The sequence below is a fragment of the Acinetobacter portensis genome (genome assembly GCF_023158935.1).
Taxonomy (GTDB): Bacteria; Pseudomonadota; Gammaproteobacteria; order Pseudomonadales; family Moraxellaceae; genus Acinetobacter; species Acinetobacter faecalis.
In genome coordinates this window covers 2,335,227-2,358,342 of record NZ_CP096120.1, presented here as the reverse complement: position 1 = coordinate 2,358,342, position 23,116 = coordinate 2,335,227, and the positions used below count along the sequence as shown (strand labels likewise).

The 23,116-nt window shown below is 38.2% G+C and carries 21 protein-coding genes; 11 read left to right on the top strand and 10 right to left on the bottom strand.

The window, feature by feature from the left end; genetic code table 11:
* Positions 1 to 47: 47 nt before the first annotated feature.
* The 6 genes from MZO21_RS11725 (at position 48) to MZO21_RS11700 (ending at position 5,811) form a co-directional block, all read left to right on the top strand.
* Positions 48 to 1,442, top strand: coding sequence for an ammonium transporter (locus tag MZO21_RS11725; protein ID WP_248102315.1), 1,395 nt, complete (start codon positions 48 to 50; stop codon positions 1,440 to 1,442).
* 136 nt (positions 1,443 to 1,578) lie between these two features.
* A complete protein-coding gene (nrdR, locus tag MZO21_RS11720) occupies positions 1,579 to 2,043 on the top strand; it encodes a transcriptional regulator NrdR (protein WP_154771924.1) in 465 nt (154 codons plus the stop codon).
* 19 nt (positions 2,044 to 2,062) lie between these two features.
* Positions 2,063 to 3,169 (top strand): bifunctional diaminohydroxyphosphoribosylaminopyrimidine deaminase/5-amino-6-(5-phosphoribosylamino)uracil reductase RibD, encoded by a 1,107-nt coding sequence (ribD, locus tag MZO21_RS11715; protein ID WP_154771925.1) that lies wholly within the window; start codon positions 2,063 to 2,065, stop codon positions 3,167 to 3,169.
* On the top strand, positions 3,166 to 4,470 hold the full coding sequence (locus MZO21_RS11710) for a DNA adenine methylase (RefSeq protein WP_154771926.1): 1,305 nt from the start codon (positions 3,166 to 3,168) through the stop codon (positions 4,468 to 4,470). Before ribD ends, MZO21_RS11710 begins: the two co-directional genes overlap by 4 nt.
* A gap of 25 nt (positions 4,471 to 4,495) precedes the next feature.
* Positions 4,496 to 5,155: a riboflavin synthase gene (locus MZO21_RS11705; RefSeq protein WP_154771927.1), complete on the top strand. Its 660-nt coding sequence runs from the start codon at positions 4,496 to 4,498 to the stop codon at positions 5,153 to 5,155.
* Positions 5,156 to 5,265: 110 nt separating this feature from the next.
* The gene (locus MZO21_RS11700) at positions 5,266 to 5,811 is read left to right on the top strand and encodes a VTT domain-containing protein (RefSeq protein WP_154771928.1); all 546 of its coding nucleotides are present in this window, start codon (positions 5,266 to 5,268) and stop codon (positions 5,809 to 5,811) included.
* 76 nt (positions 5,812 to 5,887) lie between these two features.
* Here the strand turns inward: MZO21_RS11700 and blhA are convergent, their stop codons facing one another.
* The 3 genes from blhA to MZO21_RS11685 are packed head-to-tail and all read right to left on the bottom strand — an operon-like array spanning position 5,888 to position 8,366.
* On the bottom strand, positions 5,888 to 6,496 hold the full coding sequence (gene blhA, locus MZO21_RS11695; protein WP_248102318.1) for a cell division protein BlhA: 609 nt from the start codon (positions 6,494 to 6,496) through the stop codon (positions 5,888 to 5,890).
* Positions 6,497 to 6,517: 21 nt separating this feature from the next.
* Complete coding sequence (locus tag MZO21_RS11690; protein WP_248102321.1) at positions 6,518 to 6,925, bottom strand: DNA polymerase III subunit chi; 408 nt, start codon at positions 6,923 to 6,925, stop codon at positions 6,518 to 6,520.
* Positions 6,918 to 8,366, bottom strand: coding sequence for a leucyl aminopeptidase (locus MZO21_RS11685; RefSeq protein WP_248102324.1), 1,449 nt, complete (start codon positions 8,364 to 8,366; stop codon positions 6,918 to 6,920). The genes MZO21_RS11690 and MZO21_RS11685 overlap by 8 nt, the downstream gene beginning before the upstream one ends.
* Positions 8,367 to 8,516: 150 nt before the next feature.
* On the opposite strand from MZO21_RS11685, the gene lptF reads away from it, so the two are divergent.
* From lptF to MZO21_RS11665, 4 genes are all read left to right on the top strand, one after another.
* Complete coding sequence (gene lptF, locus MZO21_RS11680) at positions 8,517 to 9,617, top strand: LPS export ABC transporter permease LptF (RefSeq protein ID WP_248102325.1); 1,101 nt, start codon at positions 8,517 to 8,519, stop codon at positions 9,615 to 9,617.
* Positions 9,618 to 9,619: 2 nt separating this feature from the next.
* Positions 9,620 to 10,690: an LPS export ABC transporter permease LptG gene (gene lptG / locus MZO21_RS11675; protein WP_248102328.1), complete on the top strand. Its 1,071-nt coding sequence runs from the start codon at positions 9,620 to 9,622 to the stop codon at positions 10,688 to 10,690.
* Between the two features lie 124 nt (positions 10,691 to 10,814).
* The gene (gpmI, locus tag MZO21_RS11670; RefSeq protein WP_154771934.1) at positions 10,815 to 12,359 is read left to right on the top strand and encodes a 2,3-bisphosphoglycerate-independent phosphoglycerate mutase; all 1,545 of its coding nucleotides are present in this window, start codon (positions 10,815 to 10,817) and stop codon (positions 12,357 to 12,359) included.
* A gap of 21 nt (positions 12,360 to 12,380) precedes the next feature.
* On the top strand, positions 12,381 to 13,553 hold the full coding sequence (locus MZO21_RS11665) for a S41 family peptidase (protein WP_248102331.1): 1,173 nt from the start codon (positions 12,381 to 12,383) through the stop codon (positions 13,551 to 13,553).
* Here the strand turns inward: MZO21_RS11665 and MZO21_RS11660 are convergent, their stop codons facing one another.
* The 3 genes from MZO21_RS11660 to gacA form a co-directional block, all read right to left on the bottom strand.
* Positions 13,554 to 14,909 carry a sigma-54-dependent transcriptional regulator gene (locus MZO21_RS11660; RefSeq protein WP_248102339.1) on the bottom strand — a complete coding sequence of 452 codons (1,356 nt, stop codon included), beginning with the start codon at positions 14,907 to 14,909 and terminating at the stop codon, positions 13,554 to 13,556.
* A 72-nt stretch (positions 14,910 to 14,981) separates the two neighbouring features.
* Positions 14,982 to 16,550 carry a two-component system sensor histidine kinase NtrB gene (locus MZO21_RS11655; RefSeq protein WP_248102334.1) on the bottom strand — a complete coding sequence of 523 codons (1,569 nt, stop codon included), beginning with the start codon at positions 16,548 to 16,550 and terminating at the stop codon, positions 14,982 to 14,984.
* Positions 16,551 to 16,576: 26 nt separating this feature from the next.
* The gene (gacA, locus tag MZO21_RS11650; RefSeq protein WP_171501186.1) at positions 16,577 to 17,212 is read right to left on the bottom strand and encodes a response regulator transcription factor GacA; all 636 of its coding nucleotides are present in this window, start codon (positions 17,210 to 17,212) and stop codon (positions 16,577 to 16,579) included.
* 217 nt (positions 17,213 to 17,429) lie between these two features.
* Here gacA and MZO21_RS11645 point away from each other — a divergent pair, with 217 nt between their 5' ends.
* A complete protein-coding gene (locus MZO21_RS11645; protein WP_171501187.1) occupies positions 17,430 to 18,488 on the top strand; it encodes a serine hydrolase in 1,059 nt (352 codons plus the stop codon).
* Between the two features lie 105 nt (positions 18,489 to 18,593).
* Here the strand turns inward: MZO21_RS11645 and thrC are convergent, their stop codons facing one another.
* The 4 genes from thrC to xerD all read right to left on the bottom strand — a co-directional run bounded on the left by thrC (position 18,594) and on the right by xerD (position 23,055).
* Entirely contained in the window at positions 18,594 to 19,733 is a 1,140-nt protein-coding gene (gene thrC, locus MZO21_RS11640) for a threonine synthase (RefSeq protein ID WP_154771939.1), read from the bottom strand.
* A gap of 56 nt (positions 19,734 to 19,789) precedes the next feature.
* A complete protein-coding gene (locus MZO21_RS11635; protein ID WP_171501188.1) occupies positions 19,790 to 21,094 on the bottom strand; it encodes a homoserine dehydrogenase in 1,305 nt (434 codons plus the stop codon).
* Positions 21,095 to 21,217: 123 nt separating this feature from the next.
* Positions 21,218 to 22,033 carry a DsbC family protein gene (locus MZO21_RS11630; RefSeq protein WP_154771941.1) on the bottom strand — a complete coding sequence of 272 codons (816 nt, stop codon included), beginning with the start codon at positions 22,031 to 22,033 and terminating at the stop codon, positions 21,218 to 21,220.
* Positions 22,034 to 22,137: 104 nt separating this feature from the next.
* Complete coding sequence (xerD, locus tag MZO21_RS11625; protein ID WP_154771942.1) at positions 22,138 to 23,055, bottom strand: site-specific tyrosine recombinase XerD; 918 nt, start codon at positions 23,053 to 23,055, stop codon at positions 22,138 to 22,140.
* Between the last annotated feature and the right edge of the window lie 61 nt (positions 23,056 to 23,116).

Below are 23,116 nucleotides of genomic sequence, written 5' to 3'. Positions count from 1 at the left end.
TTTGCTGAGTACCTAATAACTCAAAAAAACTAGGTCGGGGGACACGAATGAAAAAGATGCTACTTGCGCTGAGTTTATCAGGCGCGCTTTTAGGTGGTTCTGTTGCATGGGCTGAAGAAGCTGCATCAGTGCCAAATCCATCAGAAGTAACAGTGGTTGAAACAACATCTGCTGTATCAGAAGAAGCACCTGTTGTTGCAGCATCTGTAGAAGAAGTACCAACACCTGCTGAAGAAGAAGTAAAATTAGATACAGGTGATACAGCGTGGATTTTAGTATCTACTGCTCTCGTTCTGTTAATGACAATTCCAGGTTTAGCATTATTCTATGGCGGTATGGTACGTAAAAAGAACGTATTAAGTACTATGGCGCATAGCTTTGTTGCCGCAGCTGTAGTGAGTGTTGTGTGGGTTATTGTTGGTTACACACTTGCATTTGGTGAGGGTAATCTTTTTATCGGTAGCCTAGATAAATTTATGTTATCTGGTATTACTACAGAAGCCTTATCGGGCACAATTCCTGAAATTCTCTTTGTTATTTTCCAAATGACCTTTGCCATTATTACTGTAGCCATTATTAGTGGTTCTATTGCAGAGCGTATGAAATTTGGAGCTTTCATTGCATTTATCGCAATTTGGGTTGTAGTTGTATATGCGCCAATTACTCATTGGGTATGGGGCGGTGGTTGGTTAGGTAGCGATGGCGCGCTAGATTTTGCTGGTGGTACAGTAGTACACATTAACTCAGGCGTTGCAGGTTTAGTTGCGGCTTACATGCTAGGCAAACGTATGGGCTTAGGTCGTGAATCTATGGCACCGCATAACCTTACATTAACTGTTATTGGTGCAAGCTTAATTTGGGTAGGTTGGTTTGGTTTCAATGGTGGTTCTGCATTAGGTGCAAATGGTTCAGCAGGTTATGCACTTGTTGTAACTCAAGTTGCAGCAGCATCGGCAGCACTTTCATGGTTACTTGTAGAAAAACTTGTACGCGGTAAAGCATCTGTACTTGGTGGTGCTTCAGGTGCAGTAGCAGGCTTGGTTGTGATTACTCCAGCGGCAGGTTTTGTAACTGTAAGCGGTGGTTTAATTATGGGTCTTATTGGTGGTGTAGTATGCTTCTGGGGTATTACAGCATTGAAACGTGTACTTAAAGCAGATGACTCATTAGATGCATTTGGTTTGCATGGTGTTGGTGGTATTGTTGGTGCATTATTAACAGCAGTATTTGCAAGCGAATTCATTATGGGCGATGCTGTACCAGAAAATATGCTTGCACAATTATGGGTGCAAACAGAAGGCGTATTAGCAACAATCGTTTATTCTGGTGTGATGACTTTCATTATTCTTAAAGTGATTGACCTTGTTATTGGTATTCGTGTTGAATCTGATGATGAACGTATGGGTCTAGACTTAAGTCAACATGGCGAACGTGTAGAATAATAAAAACATATTATCAACATATAGTATAAAACAGCCCGAAAGGGCTGTTTTATTTCCATATCTAGAACAATACTCTACAAATACCATTATTTTTGCTACACTCTAAACTCATTGAAATTTGTTTAATAAAACCGCTATGCATTGTCCTTTTTGCAACGCCGAAGATAGTAGAGTGATAGATTCGCGTTTGGCTGCTGAAGGCTGTCAAATTCGTCGACGTCGTGAATGTATTAGTTGTGGTGAGCGTTTTACAACTTTTGAAACATACGAAGTTGTAATGCCACGCGTCATTAAATCGGATGGGAAAAGTGAACCCTTTGATGAAGCTAAAATGCGCCGTTCACTGATGCATGCTTTACAAAAACGTCCTGTAACTCAAGAGCAAATCGAAACAGTATTAAGTGATATCCACTTACAAATTCGTAGACTTGGCGAACGAGATGTGAAATCTCGGACCATTGGCGAAATTGTCATGCAGTCATTATTTGCTTTAGATCATGTTGCATATGTACGTTTTGCATCTGTTTATCAAGATTTCCAAGATGTAGAAGCATTTCGTCGCCAAATTGAGCAAATGCAACAACGTGATCTTCAAGATTAAGTTTAGAGATTTGTACACCATGTCTGAGTTCATTCAAAATCCAAAACACCAAGATCAGGTGTGGATGCAACGTGCCATCACGCTTGCAAAACTTGGGCAATATTCAACAAAGCCTAATCCAAACGTTGGCTGTGTCATTGTTAAAAATGGTCAATTGGTGGGTGAGGGTTTTCATCCTAAAGCGGGTCAGCCCCATGCAGAAGTGTTTGCAATGCGAGAAGCTGGCGAACATGCGAAAGGTGCAACAGCTTATGTCACTCTAGAGCCTTGTGCGCACTATGGTAGAACGCCTCCTTGTGCAAAAGGTTTGGTTGAGGCAGGTGTGGCAAAAGTTGTTGTTGCTTGCCCAGATCCAAATCCTTTGGTGGCAGGTAAAGGCGTACAAATTTTAAAAGATGCAGGTATTGATGTTGAAGTGGGCGTTTGTGAAGCAGAAGCGCATCAACTTAATTTAGGTTTCTTAAAAACAATGGCAACAGGCATGCCATATGTGCGGTTAAAAGTTGCATCAAGTTTAGATGGTCGCACTGCAATGGCTTCAGGTGAGTCTAAATGGATTACTGGGCGTGAAGCTCGACAAGATGTTCAACATTGGCGTGCAATTTCAGGTGCTGTGATTACAGGTATTGAAACTGTTTTAGCCGATGATTGTCAGCTTAATGTAAGACAACTGAATGGTGTAGAAGATCTATCTACAGTTGTTCAGCCTTTACGTATAGTTTTAGATAGACAAGGGCGTTTGCCATTAACAGCTAAAATTTTAGAGCAGTCTGAAACTGTAATGGTGATGGGGCCATATCGTAAAGAACTTGAAGATTTAGGTGTGATTCAATTACAAACTCAGCCTTTAAAAGAACTATTACAAACTCTAGCACAGCAATATCAAATTTATGATGTATTGGTTGAGGCAGGGGCAACGCTATCAACTGCATTTTTAAAAGAGCAATTAGTAGATGAATTAATTAGTTATGTTGCGCCCACTTTTTTAGGGCAAACCGCTCGTGCAATGTTTAACGCGGAATTTAGCCTTATGGCAGAGCAACTTCGTTTTAAGCTTATAGATGTTACCCAAGTAGGGAATGATGTTTGTTTAAAACTCATTCCTTCTTCTCAAGAGACAGTATGAATCCAGAGTCTACGGTTTACCACAAGCGTCGTCATGCGGCGCGTACTACCGATGAATACCTTTTCCATCAATTGGTTCCTTATTTAGGAAACAAACGTCGTTTATTACATCTGATTTTAGAAGCGCTTGAGAGTACGGGAACTTTAAATCGAAAAGATGGTCGCTCGCCTATTTTTGCAGATTTTTTTGCAGGTTCAGGTGTGGTTTCACGCTTGGCACGTCAAAATGGTTATCGCGTTATTGCCAATGATTGGGAACCGTATAGCCATGCTTTAAATAGTGCAATTTTATCTTGTACAGAAGCGCCTGAATTTAAAGAACTTGGTGGATATCAAAAAGCGATTGATTATCTAAACCGTTTACCTGGGGTAAAAGGTTGGGTCACGCATAATCTTTGTCCAAGAGATGATGAAGTTTATGACCCTGCAAAAGATCGTCTATTCTTTAAACGTCGTAATGGTATGCGTATTGATGCGATTCGTCAGCAAATTGCAGTATGGCAAGCACAAGGTGCAATTAATGATGTAGAGATGTCTGCTTTACTTGCTCCATTATTATATTCAGCAAGTTTTGTGAGTAATACATCTGGCGTATTTAAAAGCTTTCATCATGGATGGGGCGGTAAAACGCAAACGGCATTAGAGCGTATTGAATCTTTACTTTGGTTAACGCCAAGTCGTTTTTGTGAAAATATAGATCCACATGCAGATGGAAAAAAACCTGCGGCTGAAGTGTGGTGTGTAGATGCTCAACACTTAGCAAACCAAATGAGTGGCTTTGAAGTAGATGTTGCTTATTTAGATCCACCTTATAATCAACATGCGTATAGCAGTAACTACCATGTTTTAAATGCATTAACGCTTTGGGATCAAAACAATTTACCAACCCCAGATACTAAGGGTTTTAAGAGTGGTATTGACCGCGCTTGGCGTAAAGAAAGACCAAGTCCATATAACTCTTCTAAACATGCTCAAGAAGCTTATGAAAATTTATTGGCAACGATCAATGCACGATATATTCTGACGAGCTACTCTACCGATGGTAATATTAGCGCGACAGATTTATTACAAGCCAACTTAAAACGTGGACGTGTAACACTTTTAACGCAAGATGTGCCGCGCTATCGCGTGAGTAAACAGCGTCAGTCAGAAAGAGCGCGCGTGCTAGAGTTTATTGTGATTACCGATACGCATGGTAAATCTGGACCACCAATTCGTCAGTTGCTTGGTCAATTACATCATTTTGCAGAACTAGGCGGTGTAGACACGACAGGTGTTAGCACGCAATTGGCATTATGGTAAAAGTCTACAATATTTGAGAAAACCTATGTTTACAGGCATTATTGAAAGCGTTGGAAAAGTTGAAAGTTTGCAAAGTGTAGGCGGAGATGTTCGTTTACGCATTCAAACAGACCTCGATATGTCAGATGTGCATTTGGGTGATTCAATTGCGACCAATGGTATTTGCCTTACAGTTACGGACTGGGGGGATCATTGGTATGCAGCTGATGTTTCTCGAGAAAGCTTAAATCGTACAACTTTAGGTCAATGGAAGGTTGGTCAACGTGTAAATGTTGAAAAAGCGATGCTTCCAACTACACGATTTGGTGGGCATATTGTAAGTGGACATGTAGATGCTGTTGGCGAAATTACAGTTGTTAAAGCAGATGCTCGTTCAATTTATTATGAAGTGACTGCGCCTGTAGAAATTGCACGTTATTTGGCAGAAAAAGGCTCGGTTACTGTTGATGGTATTAGTTTAACGATCAATTATTTGCGTGGAAATGTGATTAGCCTTAATTTAATTCCACATACAGCGGAAAGAACCAATATCGGTACTTGGCAAGTAGGTGCTAAAGTAAATTTAGAGGTTGATGTTTTAGCACGTTATATAGAGCGTTTATTACTAGGTAATAAAGCTGCTGAAACAAAACAACAATCAAAAATTAGTATGGACTTCCTTGCTGAAAATGGCTTTTTAAAATAAGCTATTAGAGTGAAAAATAAGCAGTCTAGTTGAAAAATTAGACTGTTTTTTTATTTTTTAGTGCATTTTAGTGTTTAAATAGAAGAAGTGTAAATTTGGGAAAGGTGTAGATGTTTGATTTTTTACTGAACCTTGAACAGTGGTTGCCAGTATTGTTAGAAAACTATGGCGTATGGATTTATGCAATTTTATTTTTGGTAATTTTTGCAGAAACAGGTTCGGTATTCATGTTTTTCCTGCCTGGAGATAGCTTGCTTCTAGCAATAGGTGCGCTATGTTCAACAACAGACGTGATTCATTTACATTACATGGCGATTACGCTATTTACTGCAAGTACTTTGGGCTATACCGTAAATTATTATACAGGTAGCATTTTAGGTATTAAGTATTTCAACAAACATACACGTTACTTTAAACCTGAATATTTAGTTAAAACGAATCATTATTTTACCAAGCACGGCGGAAAAACGATTTTAGTTGCACGCTTTGTTCCATTTGTTCGTTCGTTTGCACCATTTGCAGCGGGTGCTACACATATGAATTTTGGATCATTTACTGCATACAATATTATTGGTGGTATGCTTTGGATTGGTGCATTGCTTGGTATTGGCTATGGCTTAGGTCATACGCTACATGCGGTTGTAGATTTATTTTAATTATAAAAATTATAAAGCTAAGATCTAAAGTACCTTATTTGAAGTACTTTAGATCTTTGATAGATATAAAATTAAATTATTGATCTGAAAATTTCGAACTTTTCAAAATATATTCAATTTCTTCTTGAGTTGCTGCATGTAATTTCGCTCGAAATACAGTAACTGCTTGTTCAATTAAACTTTCTGCTTCTAATTCCAAGCGAATACGAACGCTATCAAGTTCAGATAACATTTCACTATCTTTTACAGATAAATTATCTGCAATATTCTTAGGGTTTTTTTCATAGCGATTGGTGTAGCTTTGCGTTTCTTGAACTAAATCTTGACGAATAATTTGAAGTTCTTTCGCTTGTTCAGCAAATTTTCGCTCTTCATCCAGTTGAAGTTGTTTGGCAAAAGCGGCTTCTTCAGCACGTTTATCTTCTAGCTTTTTTTCTAAAGCTTGTTGATGGCGAATACGCGCTTCTTCAATTAATTGTGCTTTTAATTCTGCATAAGCGACATCAATTTTTTGCAAAGACTTTTGCTGTTCTTGCTTGTCTCGTTCAATCCAAGCTTGTAATTGAACTTCAGGTTTTAGAATATCGAAGATACGATGGAGGTCATCAAGATATGCTTGACGCACAGCTTCGGGTGCTTCTAACCAACGCTGTTTAAAATCTTGTCCGACATTTAATGCCACCATCTTTCTCCTTTATTTTATAGCTTAGAGTTTATAAGTTTTTGGTTCTATTCCAAAACGGCGATACTGTTTAAACTTTTCACGACCGAGTTGTTTCGCCACTTCATTATTTTCAATAATCTCAATAATGTGACTAAATTTCTCAAATTGTTCAAGTGCTTGGTCATTAAAATTAAAAATGATCCAATCTGATTGTTCAGGAAGCTTTGCTGAAATGCAAATAGGTGCATTGGCATCATCTATTCCATGCGCAATAAAGCTAGTCGCATCAAAACTCCATAAGCGGTCATCAAGTTGCTGTTGTAACTCTAAGTTTTCACACAGCAACCAAATTTTCTCAGATTTTTTTAAAATCTTACGACATAAACGGCAAGTACTTTCTACTTGCCGTTCAGGACTTTTTTCAAATAGATAAAAGCTTATTTTAGCCATTCGATTGAACGCGATTTGCCAAGAATTGCATTAATAGCGGAACAGGACGACCTGTAGCGCCTTTATTTGAACCAGAAGTCCAAGCTGTGCCTGCAACGTCTAAATGCGCCCAACGATAGTCACGTGTAAAGCGCTCTAAGAAACAAGCAGCTGTTACAGAACCTGCTTTAGGACCACCAATGTTGGCAATATCTGCAAATGGAGAATCGAGTTGTTCTTGGTAGTCTTCAAGAACTGGCATGCGCCATACACGGTCAAATGAATTTTGACCTGCGGCATTTAATTCAGCTGCAAGTTCATCATCTGGAGTAAATAGACCTGTTAATACAGAGCCTAAAGCAACTACGCAAGCGCCTGTTAATGTTGCAATATCAATAACAAGTGCAGGATTAAAGCGTTTTACATAGGTTAGCGTATCGCAAAGAACTAAACGACCTTCGGCATCTGTATTTAAAATTTCAACAGTTTGACCGCTCATTGTTGTTACGATGTCACCCGGACGAGTTGCATGACCTGAAGGCATGTTTTCAGCCGCAGCAATTGCGCCAACAACATGAATTGGTAGTTCAGATTCACATAATGCGCGAATTGTTCCTAATACAGATGCAGAACCGCACATGTCATATTTCATTTCATCCATGCCTAAGCCTGGTTTAAGTGAAATACCACCTGTATCGAATGTCACACCTTTACCGACAAGTACAACAGGTGCTTCTTCACGATTACCTTGATATTCAAGCGTAATGATACGACCAGGACGATCTGAGCCTTTACTTACAGCAAGGAAAGCACCCATGCCTAGATCAGCCATTTGTTGCTCATCTAATACAGTGACTTTAAGTAAATTCGGGTATTCTGCCGCTAAAGCTTGTGCTTGGTCGGCTAAATATTCTGGGAAACAAATATTGCCCGGACGGTTACCCAAATCGCGTGCAAAATTTTGTCCAGATTGAATTGCTTCAATCAGGTTTAATTGTTGCTGATTAAGTGGGCTATTTGTTGCAATTAAATTCACTTGTTCAAGAATAAATTCATTCTTTTTAGACTTGTACTCATCAAAAGAATAAGCCGCTTGAGTGAGGCTCAAAGCGAATAAATAATGTAATTCTTGAGGAAGTGCAGAAATATCAACACTAATCTGTTTGAATTTTTTTTGTGAAGACTTGATAATTGTTTGAGCAATTTTTGATAATTTTGCAGCTTTAAGCTCAGTTGCTTTACCAATACCAACAAATACGCTGTGAGTACAATGAGAAACCTGACCAATTAAAGGTAAAGTTTCAGCAAGTGTTGCTTTAAATTGTGTTGATTCAATAATGGTATTTAAGTTATTGATTTGATATGTGTTAGTAGCATGTTGAACTTGTTCGGAATCAACTAATATCAACAAAGATTGGTTCGATGCATTCTCTTGGAATGACTGATTAATACTGAGTTTCATATGCGATTTTCATGCCTTTGTAAGGTTTAGTTCTATTGAAGCATTTTGATGAATAGCGTTTCAATGTGCAACATGAGTATAGTTCTATATTTTCAACATTAGGGTAAACTAGTGTTGGTTTTTTTACCCAGTTTTTTTGGAAGAATTAATTTGATTATTCGACGTTATCTGGTCAAGCAAGTTGTATCGACATCATTGGTGGTGGTCTCCTTATTGACCTTGATCATGATGGGTGGTCGTTTGATCAAATATTTTGGCGTTGCGGCACAAGGTCGTTTAGACGCTAGTATTTTATTTAGCATCATTGGTTATCGCTTACCTGAATTTTTAACGCTAATTCTTCCTTTAGGCTTTTTCATTGCATTAATGCTAGTTTTTGGTCGTTTATATGTCGACCATGAAATGGCTGTATTTAACAGCAGTGGTATTAGCCGTAATAAATTAGGTCGCTTACTTGTTCCTATGACGGTTGTGTTTTTAGCTGTTCAATCATTTTTAATGTTATGGGCTGCACCATGGGGATTACGTCAGTTTGAGGAGTTAACATCTGCTCAAGCCGTAAGAACAGGTTTTGACTTGGTTCGACCTAAAGAATTTGTATCTTCAGGTGCATATACTATTTATGCGAGTGATTTGTCCGAAGATCGTAAAAATCTAAAAGATATTTTTTTCTATCAAAAAGCAGATAGAGAAGGGCAACCAGATGTGGTGATTTTGGCAAAAGAAGCAACTCGAATTGAAATGCCAAATGACAGTGCCAATGTGGTCGATTTAACTGAAGGTCGCCGTTACGAGATTTTTGCAAATAGCCCTAAATATACGCATATTGAATTTCAGTCTTATCGTTTACGTTTAGAAAATAATAAAGAAGCGAAGTTTGAGAGTACGGAAGTTGAAGCTTTACCAACATCTAAGCTTTGGCAAAATAGAGATGATGCTGTGGTTTCTAGCGAGTTATGGTGGCGTGTATATGTTCCATTTGCGATGGTTGTTGCACTTATTCTTTCACTTGCACTTTCTGAAGTTAGTCCACGTCAAGGTCGTTATTTAAAATTATTCCCTGCATTATTAATTTTTGCCAGTTTAATTGTGGTCTTAATGGCAATTAAAACTCGTATTAGTAAAGAAGAATTAGGTGCATGGGCGTACCCTGTAGCGTTATTCATTTATTCAGGTGTTGCAATACTGTTTTTACGAAAGCCAAGCCTTGCACCAAAAATTAAGAAACAAATTCAACGAGTGGGGTCTTAAAAATGTTAGCACGCCGTATTGTTGCAAAACATGTGACCAAAACAACTGCTCTAGCAATGCTAGGAACAACACTCGTTTTGGCTGGTTTACAGGTTCTTTTCACCTACTTAGGTGAATTGGGTTCATTAAAAGAAGGTTATGGTGCTTTAGATGCATTGAAATATGTTCTTTGGGGTGCTCCAACATATTTATATGAAATTCTTCCTATTTCTGCATTAATTGGTGCTGTACTTGGTTTGGGGGCATTGGCTTCAAATAGTGAACTAATCATTATGCGCGCTGCAGGCATTAGCTTGTGGAGTATTGTAGGTTGGGTGGTTCGTTCGGCTTTAATTTTGGTGGCGTTGTCTTTTGCACTAAGTGAATGGGTTACACCATATACGAATGAACAAGCAGAAAGCGCGAAGAAGCATCATCAAGTTGCGGATTTAGGTTCAGTACGTGGATATTGGACACGTGAAGGTCAGCGTTTTATTTATATTGATTATGCAAACTCATCTGGTCAGCTAAAAAACATTCAAGTTCTTGATTTAGATTCTAATTACAATATGCGAGGCGTTACGACTGCCGAGCAAGGTAATTTTGTGAAAGATGGCGCTTGGACATTAGAAAATGTAAATAGAACGGATGTATTACCAAATGGTAATGCGGTGTTGGAGCAATCGGACAAACAACCACTTGCAATGGCTTTACAGCCAAAATATGTGCATATGGTAACGATTGATCCTGATAAATTATCTCCAAGTCAGCTCATTAGTTTCACAAGCTATATGCATGAATATAGCCAAGTACCTAAAACTTATCAGCTTGCTTTCTGGCAGAAACTCGCATCTCCATTTGCATTGATTGCTTTGGTTGTTATTGCGTGTTCATTTATTTTTGGTCCATTACGCCAACAATCTATGGGTTTTCGTTTAGTTATCGCCTTATTTACAGGATTAGGTTTTTACTATCTGCAAGACTTTTTAGGATATGCAAGTTTGGTGTATTCGCCATCTCCAGCATGGTTTGTATTTTTACCAATTCTTTTCATTTTTGCGATAGGTGGTTATTTACTTCACCGCGCACGTTAAAAATGCTTTGAATTGAATAAAACAATGTTCATCAGTGGCTTAAACCATCGATAGGACATAGAGTCTTTATCGAAATTTCGGTAAAATATATCGATTAATTTGTAAACAGAAAAGAGTGTATATCATGACGGTTGCAACTGCTGGCAAAATTCCTCACGTTTTAGTCATTATGGATGGTGTGGGGCACCGCGTAGAGGTTGAAGATAATGCTTTTTTAGCAGCAAAACGCCCAAATTTGACTGCAATGCAGGAAAAGCATCCGCATGGTTTAATTTCTGGTTCAGGTGAAGATGTTGGTCTTCCAGATGGACAAATGGGTAACTCAGAAGTTGGTCACATGAACTTAGGTGCAGGACGTGTTTTGTACCAAGACTTTACTCGTATTACAAAAGATATTCGTACAGGTGATTTCTTCGAACATGAAGTACTTGTTGATGCTGTAGAAAAAGCAAAAGCGACAAATGGTGCAGTCCACATTTTAGGTTTGTTGTCTGAAGGTGGCGTACATTCACATGAAGATCATATTGTTGCAATGGTTGAACTTGCATTAAAACGTGGTGCAAAAGTTTATTTACACGCATTCTTAGATGGTCGTGATACACCACCAAAAAGTGCTCAACCATCGCTTGAAAAGTTAGATGCTGTTTTTGCTCAGTATCCAGGTCAAGGTCGTATTGTGACGATGATTGGTCGTTACTTTGCAATGGATCGTGACAATCGTTGGGATCGTGTTGAGCAAGCATATCGTTTACTTACAGAAGGTGAAGCAGCGCGTACAGTTGCAACTGCTGTTGAAGGTTTAGAGCTTGCGTATGCTGCGGAAGAAACAGATGAATTTGTAAAAGCAACGCGCATTGGCGAAATTGCTAAAATTCAAGACGGTGATAGCGTCGTATTTATGAATTTCCGTGCTGACCGTGCACGTGAAATTACGAAAGCATTTGTAGAAAAAGATTTTGCAGGTTTTGAACGTAAAGTTGTTCCAAATTTATCTAAATTTGTCATGCTTACACGTTACCAAGCAACAATTGATGCGCCTGTGGCATATATGCCTGAAGCGTTAAAAAATTCAATTGGTGAATACTTATCTGATTTAGGCAAAACACAATTACGTATTGCTGAAACTGAAAAATATGCACATGTAACATTCTTCTTCAGTGGTGGTCGTGAAGATGAATATGTTGGTGAAAAACGTATTCTTATTCCATCTCCAAATGTTGCAACATATGATTTAAAACCTGAAATGAGTGCATATGAAGTAACTGATGAATTGGTTGCTGCAATTAATTCTGGTGAGTTTGACTTATTGGTCGTGAACTATGCAAATGGTGATATGGTAGGGCATACAGGTAAATTTGATGCTGCTGTTAAAGCCGTAGAAGCTGTAGATACATGTTTAGGTCGAGTGTATGAAGCAGTTATGGCACAAAAAGGTCATATGATTGTGACAGCAGATCATGGTAATGTTGAGCAAATGCAAGATTACGTAAGTGGTCAGGTTCATACTCAACATACAACGGAACTTGTGCCATTTATTTATGTTGGTCCTACGCAAGCTACAATCGCGGAAGGTGGTGTGTTAGCTGACGTTGCGCCAACATTATTAAACTTAATGCAAATTCCAGTACCTAAAGAAATGCAAGGTCGTAATTTAATTACATTGCCATAAACAATAAATAAAGGTGAATGAATGGTTCAACGCACTCTTGTTGCTATAATAACAACATGCTTCATGTGTTTGAGCCTTTCTACTGCTTGGGCTAAACCAACGCTCAAGCAGCCTGATGTTTTAACTTTAGATGACGAACAGTCATATGCGGAAGTGCCTGTAGAGGCAATTCAAAGCTTTGTCCAAATATACGGCATTGTTAAAGATAATTATGTTGCCGAAAAAAATGATGAAGATTTATTCCAACAGGCCATTAAAGGTTTAGTGTCAGGTTTAGATCATTATTCGCGTTATTTGTCTCCTGAAGATTACAAACAACTTTTACAATATACGGAAGGTGAGTTTGCTTCTGTCGATTTTGATTTAGTCTTCGATCCACAATTACATCAATGGGTGATTCATGGTCTGAAACCCGATGCAGATTCTGCAAAACTCGGGCTTAAAAATGGGGTCATTGTTTTTAAAATTGATGATCAAGAATTAAAAAAATTAAATCACGATCAAGTACGTAATTTACTTTCAGGTGCAGTCGGTTCTACTTTAAATATTCAACTGACAGATAAAAGTGTTCCAATCACCATTGTAAGAAATAAGAAAATAGAAACAGATGTTCAGGCTCAACTTTTAAATAACCAAATACTTGTTATTAAAGTACAAGTATTTCAGCAAGATACAGCCAATGAAATTAAGAACCTTATTGAGCAATATGCATCATCACGTTTGAAAGGTGTTTTGATTGATTTAAGAAATAACCCTGGTGGTTTGTTATCTGCTGCGGTTGAAAGTGCAGATTTATTTCTGAATCAAGGCATTATTGTGTCTACAAAAAGTCGTTCGGAAGGCGATCAGCAATTCCAAGCATTGCCAGGTTCTGAATTTCAAAAGTTAAAAGTGGGTGTGTTAATTAATAATCGCTCAGCATCTGCCGCAGAAGTATTTACCGCAGCTTTAAAAGACCATGGTCGTGCATGGGTTATGGGAGATAAAAGCTACGGTAAAGGTGTCGTACAGAAATTATTTGCACTGTCGAACGGCTCAGCCTTACAAATGACAGTGTCACATTACTACACGCCTAAAGGCGCAATGATTGAGGGTGTGGGGATACAACCCAATCAAAAATATATATTACAGCCCGATATGAAAGAAGAGGCGTATATAGAATATATTGCAGAATTATTGATTCAGCATAAATAATTAAGCTTCTTCGTCAGTATCTAGCCCGAATTTTTTCAAGCGATAACGTAAAGACCGAAAAGTCATTCCTAACTTTTTAGCTGCAAGTGTTCTATTCCAATGCGTTAAATTTAAAGCATTGAGCAGAATTTCTTTTTCAATTTTTTCTAAATAAGCTTCTAAGCCTTCAACAGGCAATTTAGTTGAACCTCCCGCTGAATTTGTCGATGTTTCAACTATTTCAGGGCTTTCTTCAATTTGTATTGAAAACTGTTTTAGAGGTGTGCTTTGTAAGTGCTTAAGGTCGATAGATTGCTCATCACTTAAGGTCATTGCACGTTCAATAATATTTCTTAATTCACGTACATTTCCCGGATAATATTGTTCAAGTAAAAAGATTTTTGCTTTATCTGAAAGGTATTTGGGCGAAATGCGCCACTCTTGAGAAACACGCTGTATGAAGTGTTCTGCCAATAATAAAATATCATTACCACGCTCTCTAAGCGGGGGTAAAACCAAATCCATCACGTGAATACGAAAGAATAAATCTTGGCGGAAACGTCCTTGATGTACCATGCTTTCTAAGTCTTGATGACTTGCGCTTATAACACGAAAATCTACATCAATTTCTGTGTCTGAACCGACTGGGCGAATGCGTTTTTCTTGAACTGCGCGAAGTAGTTTCACTTGCATGTTCAGAGGAAGTTCTGCAATTTCATCTAAGAACAAACTACCACCATGTGCAGATTGAATAAGACCTTGCTTGTCTTGAGTTGCACCCGTAAAACTTCCTTTTCTATGACCAAACAACTCACTTTCCATAAGATCTGATGGAATTGCACCACAATTAATGGCAATAAAAGGTCCTTCATTACGGTTGCTTAAACGGTGTACTAAATTAGCAACAACTTCTTTACCTGTGCCAGATTCACCTGTAATAAAGACAGGTGCTTGAGAGCGTGCTATTTTTTTAATGGTTGAGCGTAATTGCTGAATGGGTGCCGATTGACCAATGAGCATCTTATATTCAAGTAAATTTTCATTATTACTTTCGGTAGATGCTAGAGGCTTATTTAGGGCTTTATCTAGAAGTTGCTGTAGGTGTTGTTGCTTAATTGGTTTATTTACAAAATCAAAAGCACCCGCTTTTAATGCAGAAATTGCAAGATCCATGTTTCCATAAGCAGTAAGCACTGCAATTGGGATGTTTGGATAGTTTTTTGAAATATGCTCAACAAGCTCTACGCCATTCCCATCGGGTAAATTGAAGTCTGTAAGGCAAGCATCATAATTATTTTTTGAGAGTAATACTTTTGCTTCACTAACTTTATGGGCAACATGTGTGTGCATGCCCATACGTGATAATGTCATAGACATAAGCGTGCATAAATCTTCCTCGTCATCAACAAGTAAGATAAGTGGTGCTGAATCCAAAATATTTCCCCAAAACTAATTTATTACTATACGGGGGCATTCAATTCTAAAGCATGCCCCACATTGTTTTTCTACATAACTCAGTTTAGCTTGGTTTGCCTCACAAAAACTATGCGATAAGTATAATCCTAAACCAGTTCCTGTGATTTCGGTACTAAAAAATGGTTGAAATAGCGAGCGAATATTTTCATGCGAAATACCTTCACCAAAATCAATTACATCAAGTCTGATATAGCTCTCATGGCTATAAATATTTAATTCTATATGGCTTCTGTCTTTATTATTGTGTCGTATTGCATTTCGAATAAGATTAATAAGCACTTGTTGAATTTGTGATTCATCAAAATTAATAAATGAAGATGCTTCTATATTCACTTGAATTTTATCTGCAATATCAAGCAAATTATCTTGAATAAATGCAGGTATAAAAGTATTTAAATGAATGGTTGAAGTATGTGTTTCGTTGTTTTTGACCATGCTTAAAGTGTCATGAATAATTTTATCTATCCGTTGAGCCTGTTTGTTCACCATTTTTATGAGTTGCTTTTGTTGAAGATCGTCGCTGCCCTCGAGAAGATTATTTGCTTGGACAATGGTTGCAAGAGGATTACGAATTTCATGGGCAATACTTGCAGATAGTTGCCCTAGAGATGCAAGTTTAAGTTGCTGTGCATGTTGATTGATTCGTTTTGAATCTTGTAGCACTAAGAGAGTTAGTGTTTGGTGAGGTACAATTAATTTTTGAACCTTTACGTGAATATGTGAATTACTTTGTTGCGATTCAAATTCGAATTTTTCGCCATCTTTAAGCTGATCAAATTTTAAAATTTCAAACAAATCTGGTTGTGCTTTATAAAGTGGAAATGGATCAATGGTATAGAGTGGACTAATACCAAGTAATTCACGAGCCGCGGGGTTGCTTAGAGCAATATGACAATTTTCATCTAAAACTAAGTAGCCGGTTTCAATTTGTTCGAGAATATAGCGGTTAATATTTTGTAGTTTGTTAATCTCTAAAGATTGAGTAAAACTCCAATTTTCAAGTACTTGAAATCGACGGATCGTAAGTTGCCCAATAATGTAGACAACAATAAATAAAATTGCAAGAAGTGCGCTAATACTCAAATTATTTAGAGAGGCTAGAGAAAAAAGCCCACTTAAAAACTGCTGATACACGACACTAATAACAGCGACAAGTGTAATAAATAGTGCTTTTTTGGCTTCTAAAAGTAAAGATGCGGCAAAGATGGCAATTGCGAATAATAAGCTGATATGTAGACTTGGGCCATCTGAAGCAAATGTAAGTGCGCTAAAAAGTATGACATCTATAGCGAAAAATAATGTGATTTGTCGAACAATATGAAATGAATAAAATTTATAGAAGACTAATTGTGCAAGGCTTAAAAAAATGTAAATGCTAACAGATGACAAATACAGTAAGGGATGACCATAGTCATGCTGTAGGTTCTGATAAGTCAAAAAGAAAACGAAGAATAAACAAAGTGCAATGATGAGGCGGTATGTTCCATACCATAACCCCAATCTGTATCTGTTGTGCTCAGAATTACTGTAATTAGAATACATAAGCCTATACGTTACTCAGACGTTATTTAAGGTTTTATTAAGCCATAACGCATTGCTAAATGTGTGAGTTTTACATCACTATCAATACTTAGTTTTTCAAAAATTCGATAGCGGTAAGTATTTACAGTTTTTACGCTTACAAAGAGTTTATCTGCAATCTCTTGAGTGCTAATACAGTTTACAACCATCATTGCAACTTGCATTTCACGTTCAGATAAGCTGTCGAAAGGAGACTGCTGAGTATCTGATAAATATGAACTTGCTAACTGTTCCGCAATATCGGCACTAAAGTATTTACCACCTTGCATAACCTTATTAATTGCACGTACCATTTCTGTAACAGGTGCACCTTTTGTAATGTAGCCTTTCGCACCTGCTTTTAATAATAATGAAGGATACGGTTCTTCAGCTAAACCACTGACTGCAATGACTTTTGTGTCTGGTGATGACTGTAATAAGCGGCGTGTTGTTTCAACACCACCAATACCAGGCATATTTACATCAAGCAGAACAACATTTGGGGCATTTTGACGGATAAGATTAATTGCTTCTTCACCAGATTCAGCTTGGCCAATGACATCAATTTCAGCATGGTCTTCTAGCATCCGACAAATGCCAGTACGCACTAATTCATGATCATCTACTACTAAAACTGTGATCACCCGCAATCTCCCTCTAGTTTATTCATCTTTTTTGTTACATATCGCAAAATAAGCTTGCAATGAAATGGCAAAATTAGCAATCCTATTATCAATATTAATTGAAAACATGTATGCAATTGCTAATGAGCTGTCTATTGCTCATTATTTGTGTTAAATGTAAGGCATATTTGAGGTAATAAGCAAATGTATATTACCTCCATAAGTTGAGTAAATATTCGTGAAAAATACTAAAAAACTGCTAATGAATGCTTTGGGTGCATCATTACTGCTTTGTATGAGTTCAACTGGTTTTGCTGAAATAGTAATGAATTCTTCTGGGAATTCAGGTCAAGCAAATATTAGTTGGTCATCTGAAGAAGCTAATTTATTGTTAAATGGGGATGTTTCTGCAAATTCAGCATCATCATTTAACGAGCCATCACCTAAAGGCTCGGTGAATGTAACTACAACTGTTCGTAGCGGAGCTGCTGCTCAATCTACACCTAAAACAGTACAAATTGTAGATACTTCTAATTTTTCTGATCAGCCTACTGTAAGTGCTCGTGCTGCTTTAATTATGGATGCACAAACGGGTGAAGTATTATTTGGCAAGAATACCAATACATCACTTCCTATTGCATCTATTACAAAATTAATGACAGCTGTTGTAACGGCAGATGCTCGTTTAAATATGTCAGAGCAAATTACTTTACAGCAAATTGATTTCGCAGGTGCAGGCGGTAAGAACTCTAGTTCTACTTTACGTGTTGGCGATAAAATGAATCGTGCCGAAGCCTTATTGTTTGCTTTAATGAAGTCAGAAAATCCTGCTGCGGCTGCTTTAGCGCGTACATATCCAGGTGGGCGTAATGCATTTTATGCCGCGATGAATGCAAAAGCGCGTAGTTTGGGTATGACATCGACTCATTATGTTGAATCGAGCGGTTTAGACCCACGTAATGTATCTTCTGCACGTGATTTGGGTATTTTAGTTTCTGCTGCATCTCAATACAGTGTGATTCGTCAATTCTCTACAACACCAAGTTATGATTTTAATTTGGGTTACCGTGTATTGAAGTCAAACAATACGAACTCTTTAGTACGTAATGGCGGTTGGAATATTAATATTTCTAAGACTGGATATATTAACGAAGCTGGTCGTTGCGTTGTAATGCATACCACGTTAAATAATCGTCCTGCAGTTGTTGTTATTTTAGGTGCAAACAATACCCAAGCACGTAATAACGATGCTATTCGCCTAATGAACTGGGCAAGCCAATTACCAAAAAGCATTTAATTTCTAATTTAAGAAGATCTTTGAGTTGACTCAACACTTAAAGATTTTCTATAAAAAAATCCCTGCATTTGCAGGGATTTTTTTGATCTAATTATCTAAAATAAATTACATATTAGATAAAATTGAATCGCGAACTTGATCTAAAGTTGCATCAATTGAAAGCATTACAGCATCAGAACATTGTTTGATTGCTGTATCAGGATCTTTCAGGCCGTTACCTGTAACAGTACAAACAATCACTGAACCTTCTTTGATTTTACCCGCTTTAATATCACGGATTGCACCACCTACTGAAGCAGCAGAAGCAGGCTCAACAAATACGCCTTCATACATAGAAAGCAAACGTTGTGCTTCTAAAATTTCAGCATCAGTAAGTTCATCGAACCAACCATTTGAATCACGGACTACAGCTTTTGCATGGTTCCAACTTTGTGGATTACCAATACGAATTGCAGTTGCTACAGTTTCAGGGTTTTCAACAGGAGCACCACGTAAGAATGGAGCAGCACCAGAAGCTTGGTAACCTGCCATAATTGGTAAGCCGGCAGGTTTTGGACCTGTGAATGCATCAGTTGCAGGATCATAAACAACTTGTTCAAACTCACCAGCAGGTTGGTTTGCAACAGCTTCTGTATAACCCATCCAGTGTGCAGTGATGTTACCTGCGTTACCTACTGGTAAGCAGTGATAGTCAGGTGCACGACCTAGTTCATCAACAATTTCGTAAGCAATGGTTTTTTGACCTTGCAAACGGTAAGGGTTGATTGAGTTCACAATTGTTACAGGTGCTTTGTCTGCAATTTCTTTAACAAGGCGCATACCATCGTCAAAGTTACCGCGAATTTGCATAGTGATTGCACCATACATCATCGCTTGCGCCATTTTACCCATGGCAATTTTGCCTTCAGGGATTAAAACAAACGCTTTCATACCCGCACGAGCAGCATAGGCAGCCGCCGCAGCTGAAGTGTTACCTGTAGATGCACAGATAATTGCTTTAGAGCCTTCTTCAGCAGCTTTTGTTACAGCCATGGTCATACCACGGTCTTTAAATGAACCAGTCGGGTTTAAGCCTTCATACTTCACATAAATTTCAACATTTTTGCCAATAATGCGCGGAATATTCGCAAGCTTAATCAGTGGGGTATTACCTTCGCCTAGTGATACGGCAGGGGTAGTTGCAGACACTGGTAAACGGTCGCGATAGCGGTCAACTAAACCAGTATAACGATTGGCATTCGACATGATGATGTTCCAATTGTGGATAGTGCTTGGCGAGGGGAAATACTCCCCCAACCCGATTAATTATCAAGCGATTCTAAACGAATTCGTACAATTTCGCCATGAATCACTGGAAGTGCTTGAATTTGCTTTAACGCTTCATCCATTTTCGCTTCCTTAACAGGATCTGTCAGGATAACAATAGGAATGAGGTCTTTTAAGCGTGACTGTTGCATGATGGCATCAATGCTAATGCCATTACGACTTAAAATAGAAGTAACTTCTGCAAGTACACCAGTTTGATCGTCGGCATTGATACGGATGTAGTAGCCAGTCGTCATTTCTTCACGGCTTAAAATAGGCAAGTCTGTGAGATTTTCAAATGCTAATTGAGGAATTGTGCCTGCACCATCTTCTGTGTAAATGATGTCACGTACAATATCTACAATATCTGCTACAACAGCTGATGCTGTAGGACCTGCCCCTGCGCCCGCGCCATAATACAACGTTGGACCAACAGCGTTTGACTGCACAAGTACAGCATTTTTAACGCCATTTACGTTTGCCAATAATTCTTCAGCAGGAATTAGAGTTGGGTGAACACGAAGTTCAATTCCTGTTTCAGCACGACGAGCAATACCTAAATGTTTAATACGGAAACCTAATTCTTCTGCGTATTTAACATCTTGTGCTGTAATTTTGCTAATGCCTTCAGTAAAGACTTTATCAAACTGTAAAGGAATACCAAAAGCAATTGAAGCAAGTAGCGTTAACTTGTGTGCAGCATCAATGCCTTCAACGTCAAAAGTTGGATCTGCTTCTGCATAGCCAAGTTCTTGCGCTTCTTTCAGTACATCGTCAAAAGTACGTCCTTTCTCGCGCATTTCTGACAAGATGAAGTTACCCGTACCATTAATAATGCCAGCTAACCAATCGATACGGTTTGCTGCTAAGCCCTCACGAATGACTTTAATAATTGGAATACCGCCAGCAACTGCCGCTTCATATGCAATTTGTACTTTATATTCATCGGCAGCTTTAAACAGGGCAGTACCATGTTCAGCAAGCAAAGCTTTGTTCGCAGTAACGACATGCTTACCGTGTTTCATTGCTTCCATGATGAGTTCGTAAGCAGGATGGATTCCACCCATAACTTCAACAACAACATCAACATCGGGCTGACGAACAATGTCCATTAAATCAGCGCTTTGTTTTACGGAATCTGCAAGGTTTAGATCTGGACGTGGACGACGAGTACCAACATGCGTAATTTGAATTTCACGATCGGTGCGACGTCTAATTTCAGCAGCGTTTTCTTGTAATAGTTTAAGGGCTCCACCACCTACGGTTCCTAGACCGAGTATAGCCAGACGAACTGGTTTCACGTCACACTCCAAAATTTAATCGGTTATAAGCGAGCTTAGATCATAGCTAAAAAAACGCTGATACTCTAGGGTAAAAATAACTTTATCTTTACCCATAAAAAGCAGTAATTTAATATATAAAAATTAGTTATTTAAGCGGGTGTCTAACTCTTCTGGAGTTAGGTAGCCACCAAGGTAAACACCTTCTTGATTGTAAATTGCAGGTGTACCATTTACGCCCATGTTTAAGCCTAATTTATATTGATCTTGAACAGGATTTTTACACGTTGCAGGTTCTAATTGTTCATTTCTAATTGCGCGGTTAAACGCAGCTTGGCGGTCTGAACTACACCATACGCTTTCCATTGTTGGCATGAATTGTTCGCCACGAGGCCATGCGATATAACGAACTTCAATACCTTTAGCATTAATTTCGTTCATATGTTCATGTAATTTGTGGCAATAAGGGCAACTTACATCGGTAAAGACATATACAACATGCTTAGTTTTGCCTTTAGCTTTATAAACAATTAAATCTTTTTTATTTAATTGAGAAAGTAATTGCTTATTTACTTCGGCTTGAAGGCTGTCACTTACGTTATGCAGTTGTTTATCGCCTAAACGGACAATATCGCCCTGAATAATATATTTACCGTCGCTCGTTGCGTATACAGAAGGCATACCTTCTAAGCTTACCCAATATAAATTAGGCACTTCGGTTGCTTTAACATCTAAAACTTTGGCAGGAATACCTACTTTTTTGAAATGCTCACCCAAAGTTGTTATTAAGCGTTGTTGTGCATTTCTTTCAGAAAGATTTGAAGCTTCACCCGTAGCAGGCGTACTCGCAGTTAAAGGAGCTTGCTTATTTTCATCGTTATTTGCATTTGAACAAGCACTTAAAGCAACAGTTGTCGCAAGAGCAGATGCGATAAAAAGTTTAGAGCGGGTAAAAGTCATAGGTAACCCTTTCTTCTTTGTAGATATAAAATAGGCAAATAGAATATCAAAATTCTGAACTCTATATAGAACTTCTTAGTCTAATAAATGCAATCGTTGTGTATCTAGGCACGTGGATGGTGCTGTGCATGCAGTTGTTGCATACGCACTTGCGCGACATGTGTGTAAATTTGTGTGGTTGATAAATCACTATGACCCAATAACATTTGGACAACGCGCAAGTCTGCACCATGGTTTAACAAATGAGTTGCGAATGCATGTCTAAGCGTATGTGGCGAAAGCTCTGTTGAGATTCCTGCTTGCAAAGCATAGCGTTTAATTGCGTACCAAAAATTTTGTCGGCTCATAATGCCGCCATGTTGCGTTAAAAATAAATAATCGGTTGAGCTTTTATGAAGCGCAGGGCGTGCAATATTTAAATATTGTTCAATCCAATCAGATGCAACTTGTCCTAAAGGTACAAGGCGTTCTTTATTCCCTTTACCAACAATGCGTACATAGCCTTGTTTTAAATTAATGAGTTCTAAACGTAAATTAATGAGTTCAGAAACACGTAAGCCACACGCATATAAAACCTCGAACATTGCTCGATCGCGCAAACCTAGCGCTGTATTTGTATCAGGTGCATGAATTAAAGCTTCAACATCTTGTTCAGATAAATCTTTTGGTAAAGCACGACCAAGCTTGGGGGTCTTATGCGTTGCAACAGGATTATCACTACGAAGTTTCTGTTCTCTTAAAAATTTAAAAAAAGAACGTAATGCAGAAAGCGTACGTGCAATAGATCTTGGACTTTTACCTTGTTTAGTTAAATCTAAAAGTACATCGGAAATATCATCACTCGTCCAATTAGGCATGGAAGATTGATGTAGCTCTCCCGCTTGAATAAGGTCAGATAAATACGCATTTCGGGTATGCGGGCTCACAGTTTGAGCAATTAGGTAGTCTCTAAAGCCTTGTAGAAAACTAAATTCTTCTGGAATGCTTACAGCGGTGGGTATACGAGGCTTTTTGTTTAACATGTTTGAATCAACTTTTAAGTATTTCAAATCGATAAAATTATTGATTTTTCACACTGTAATT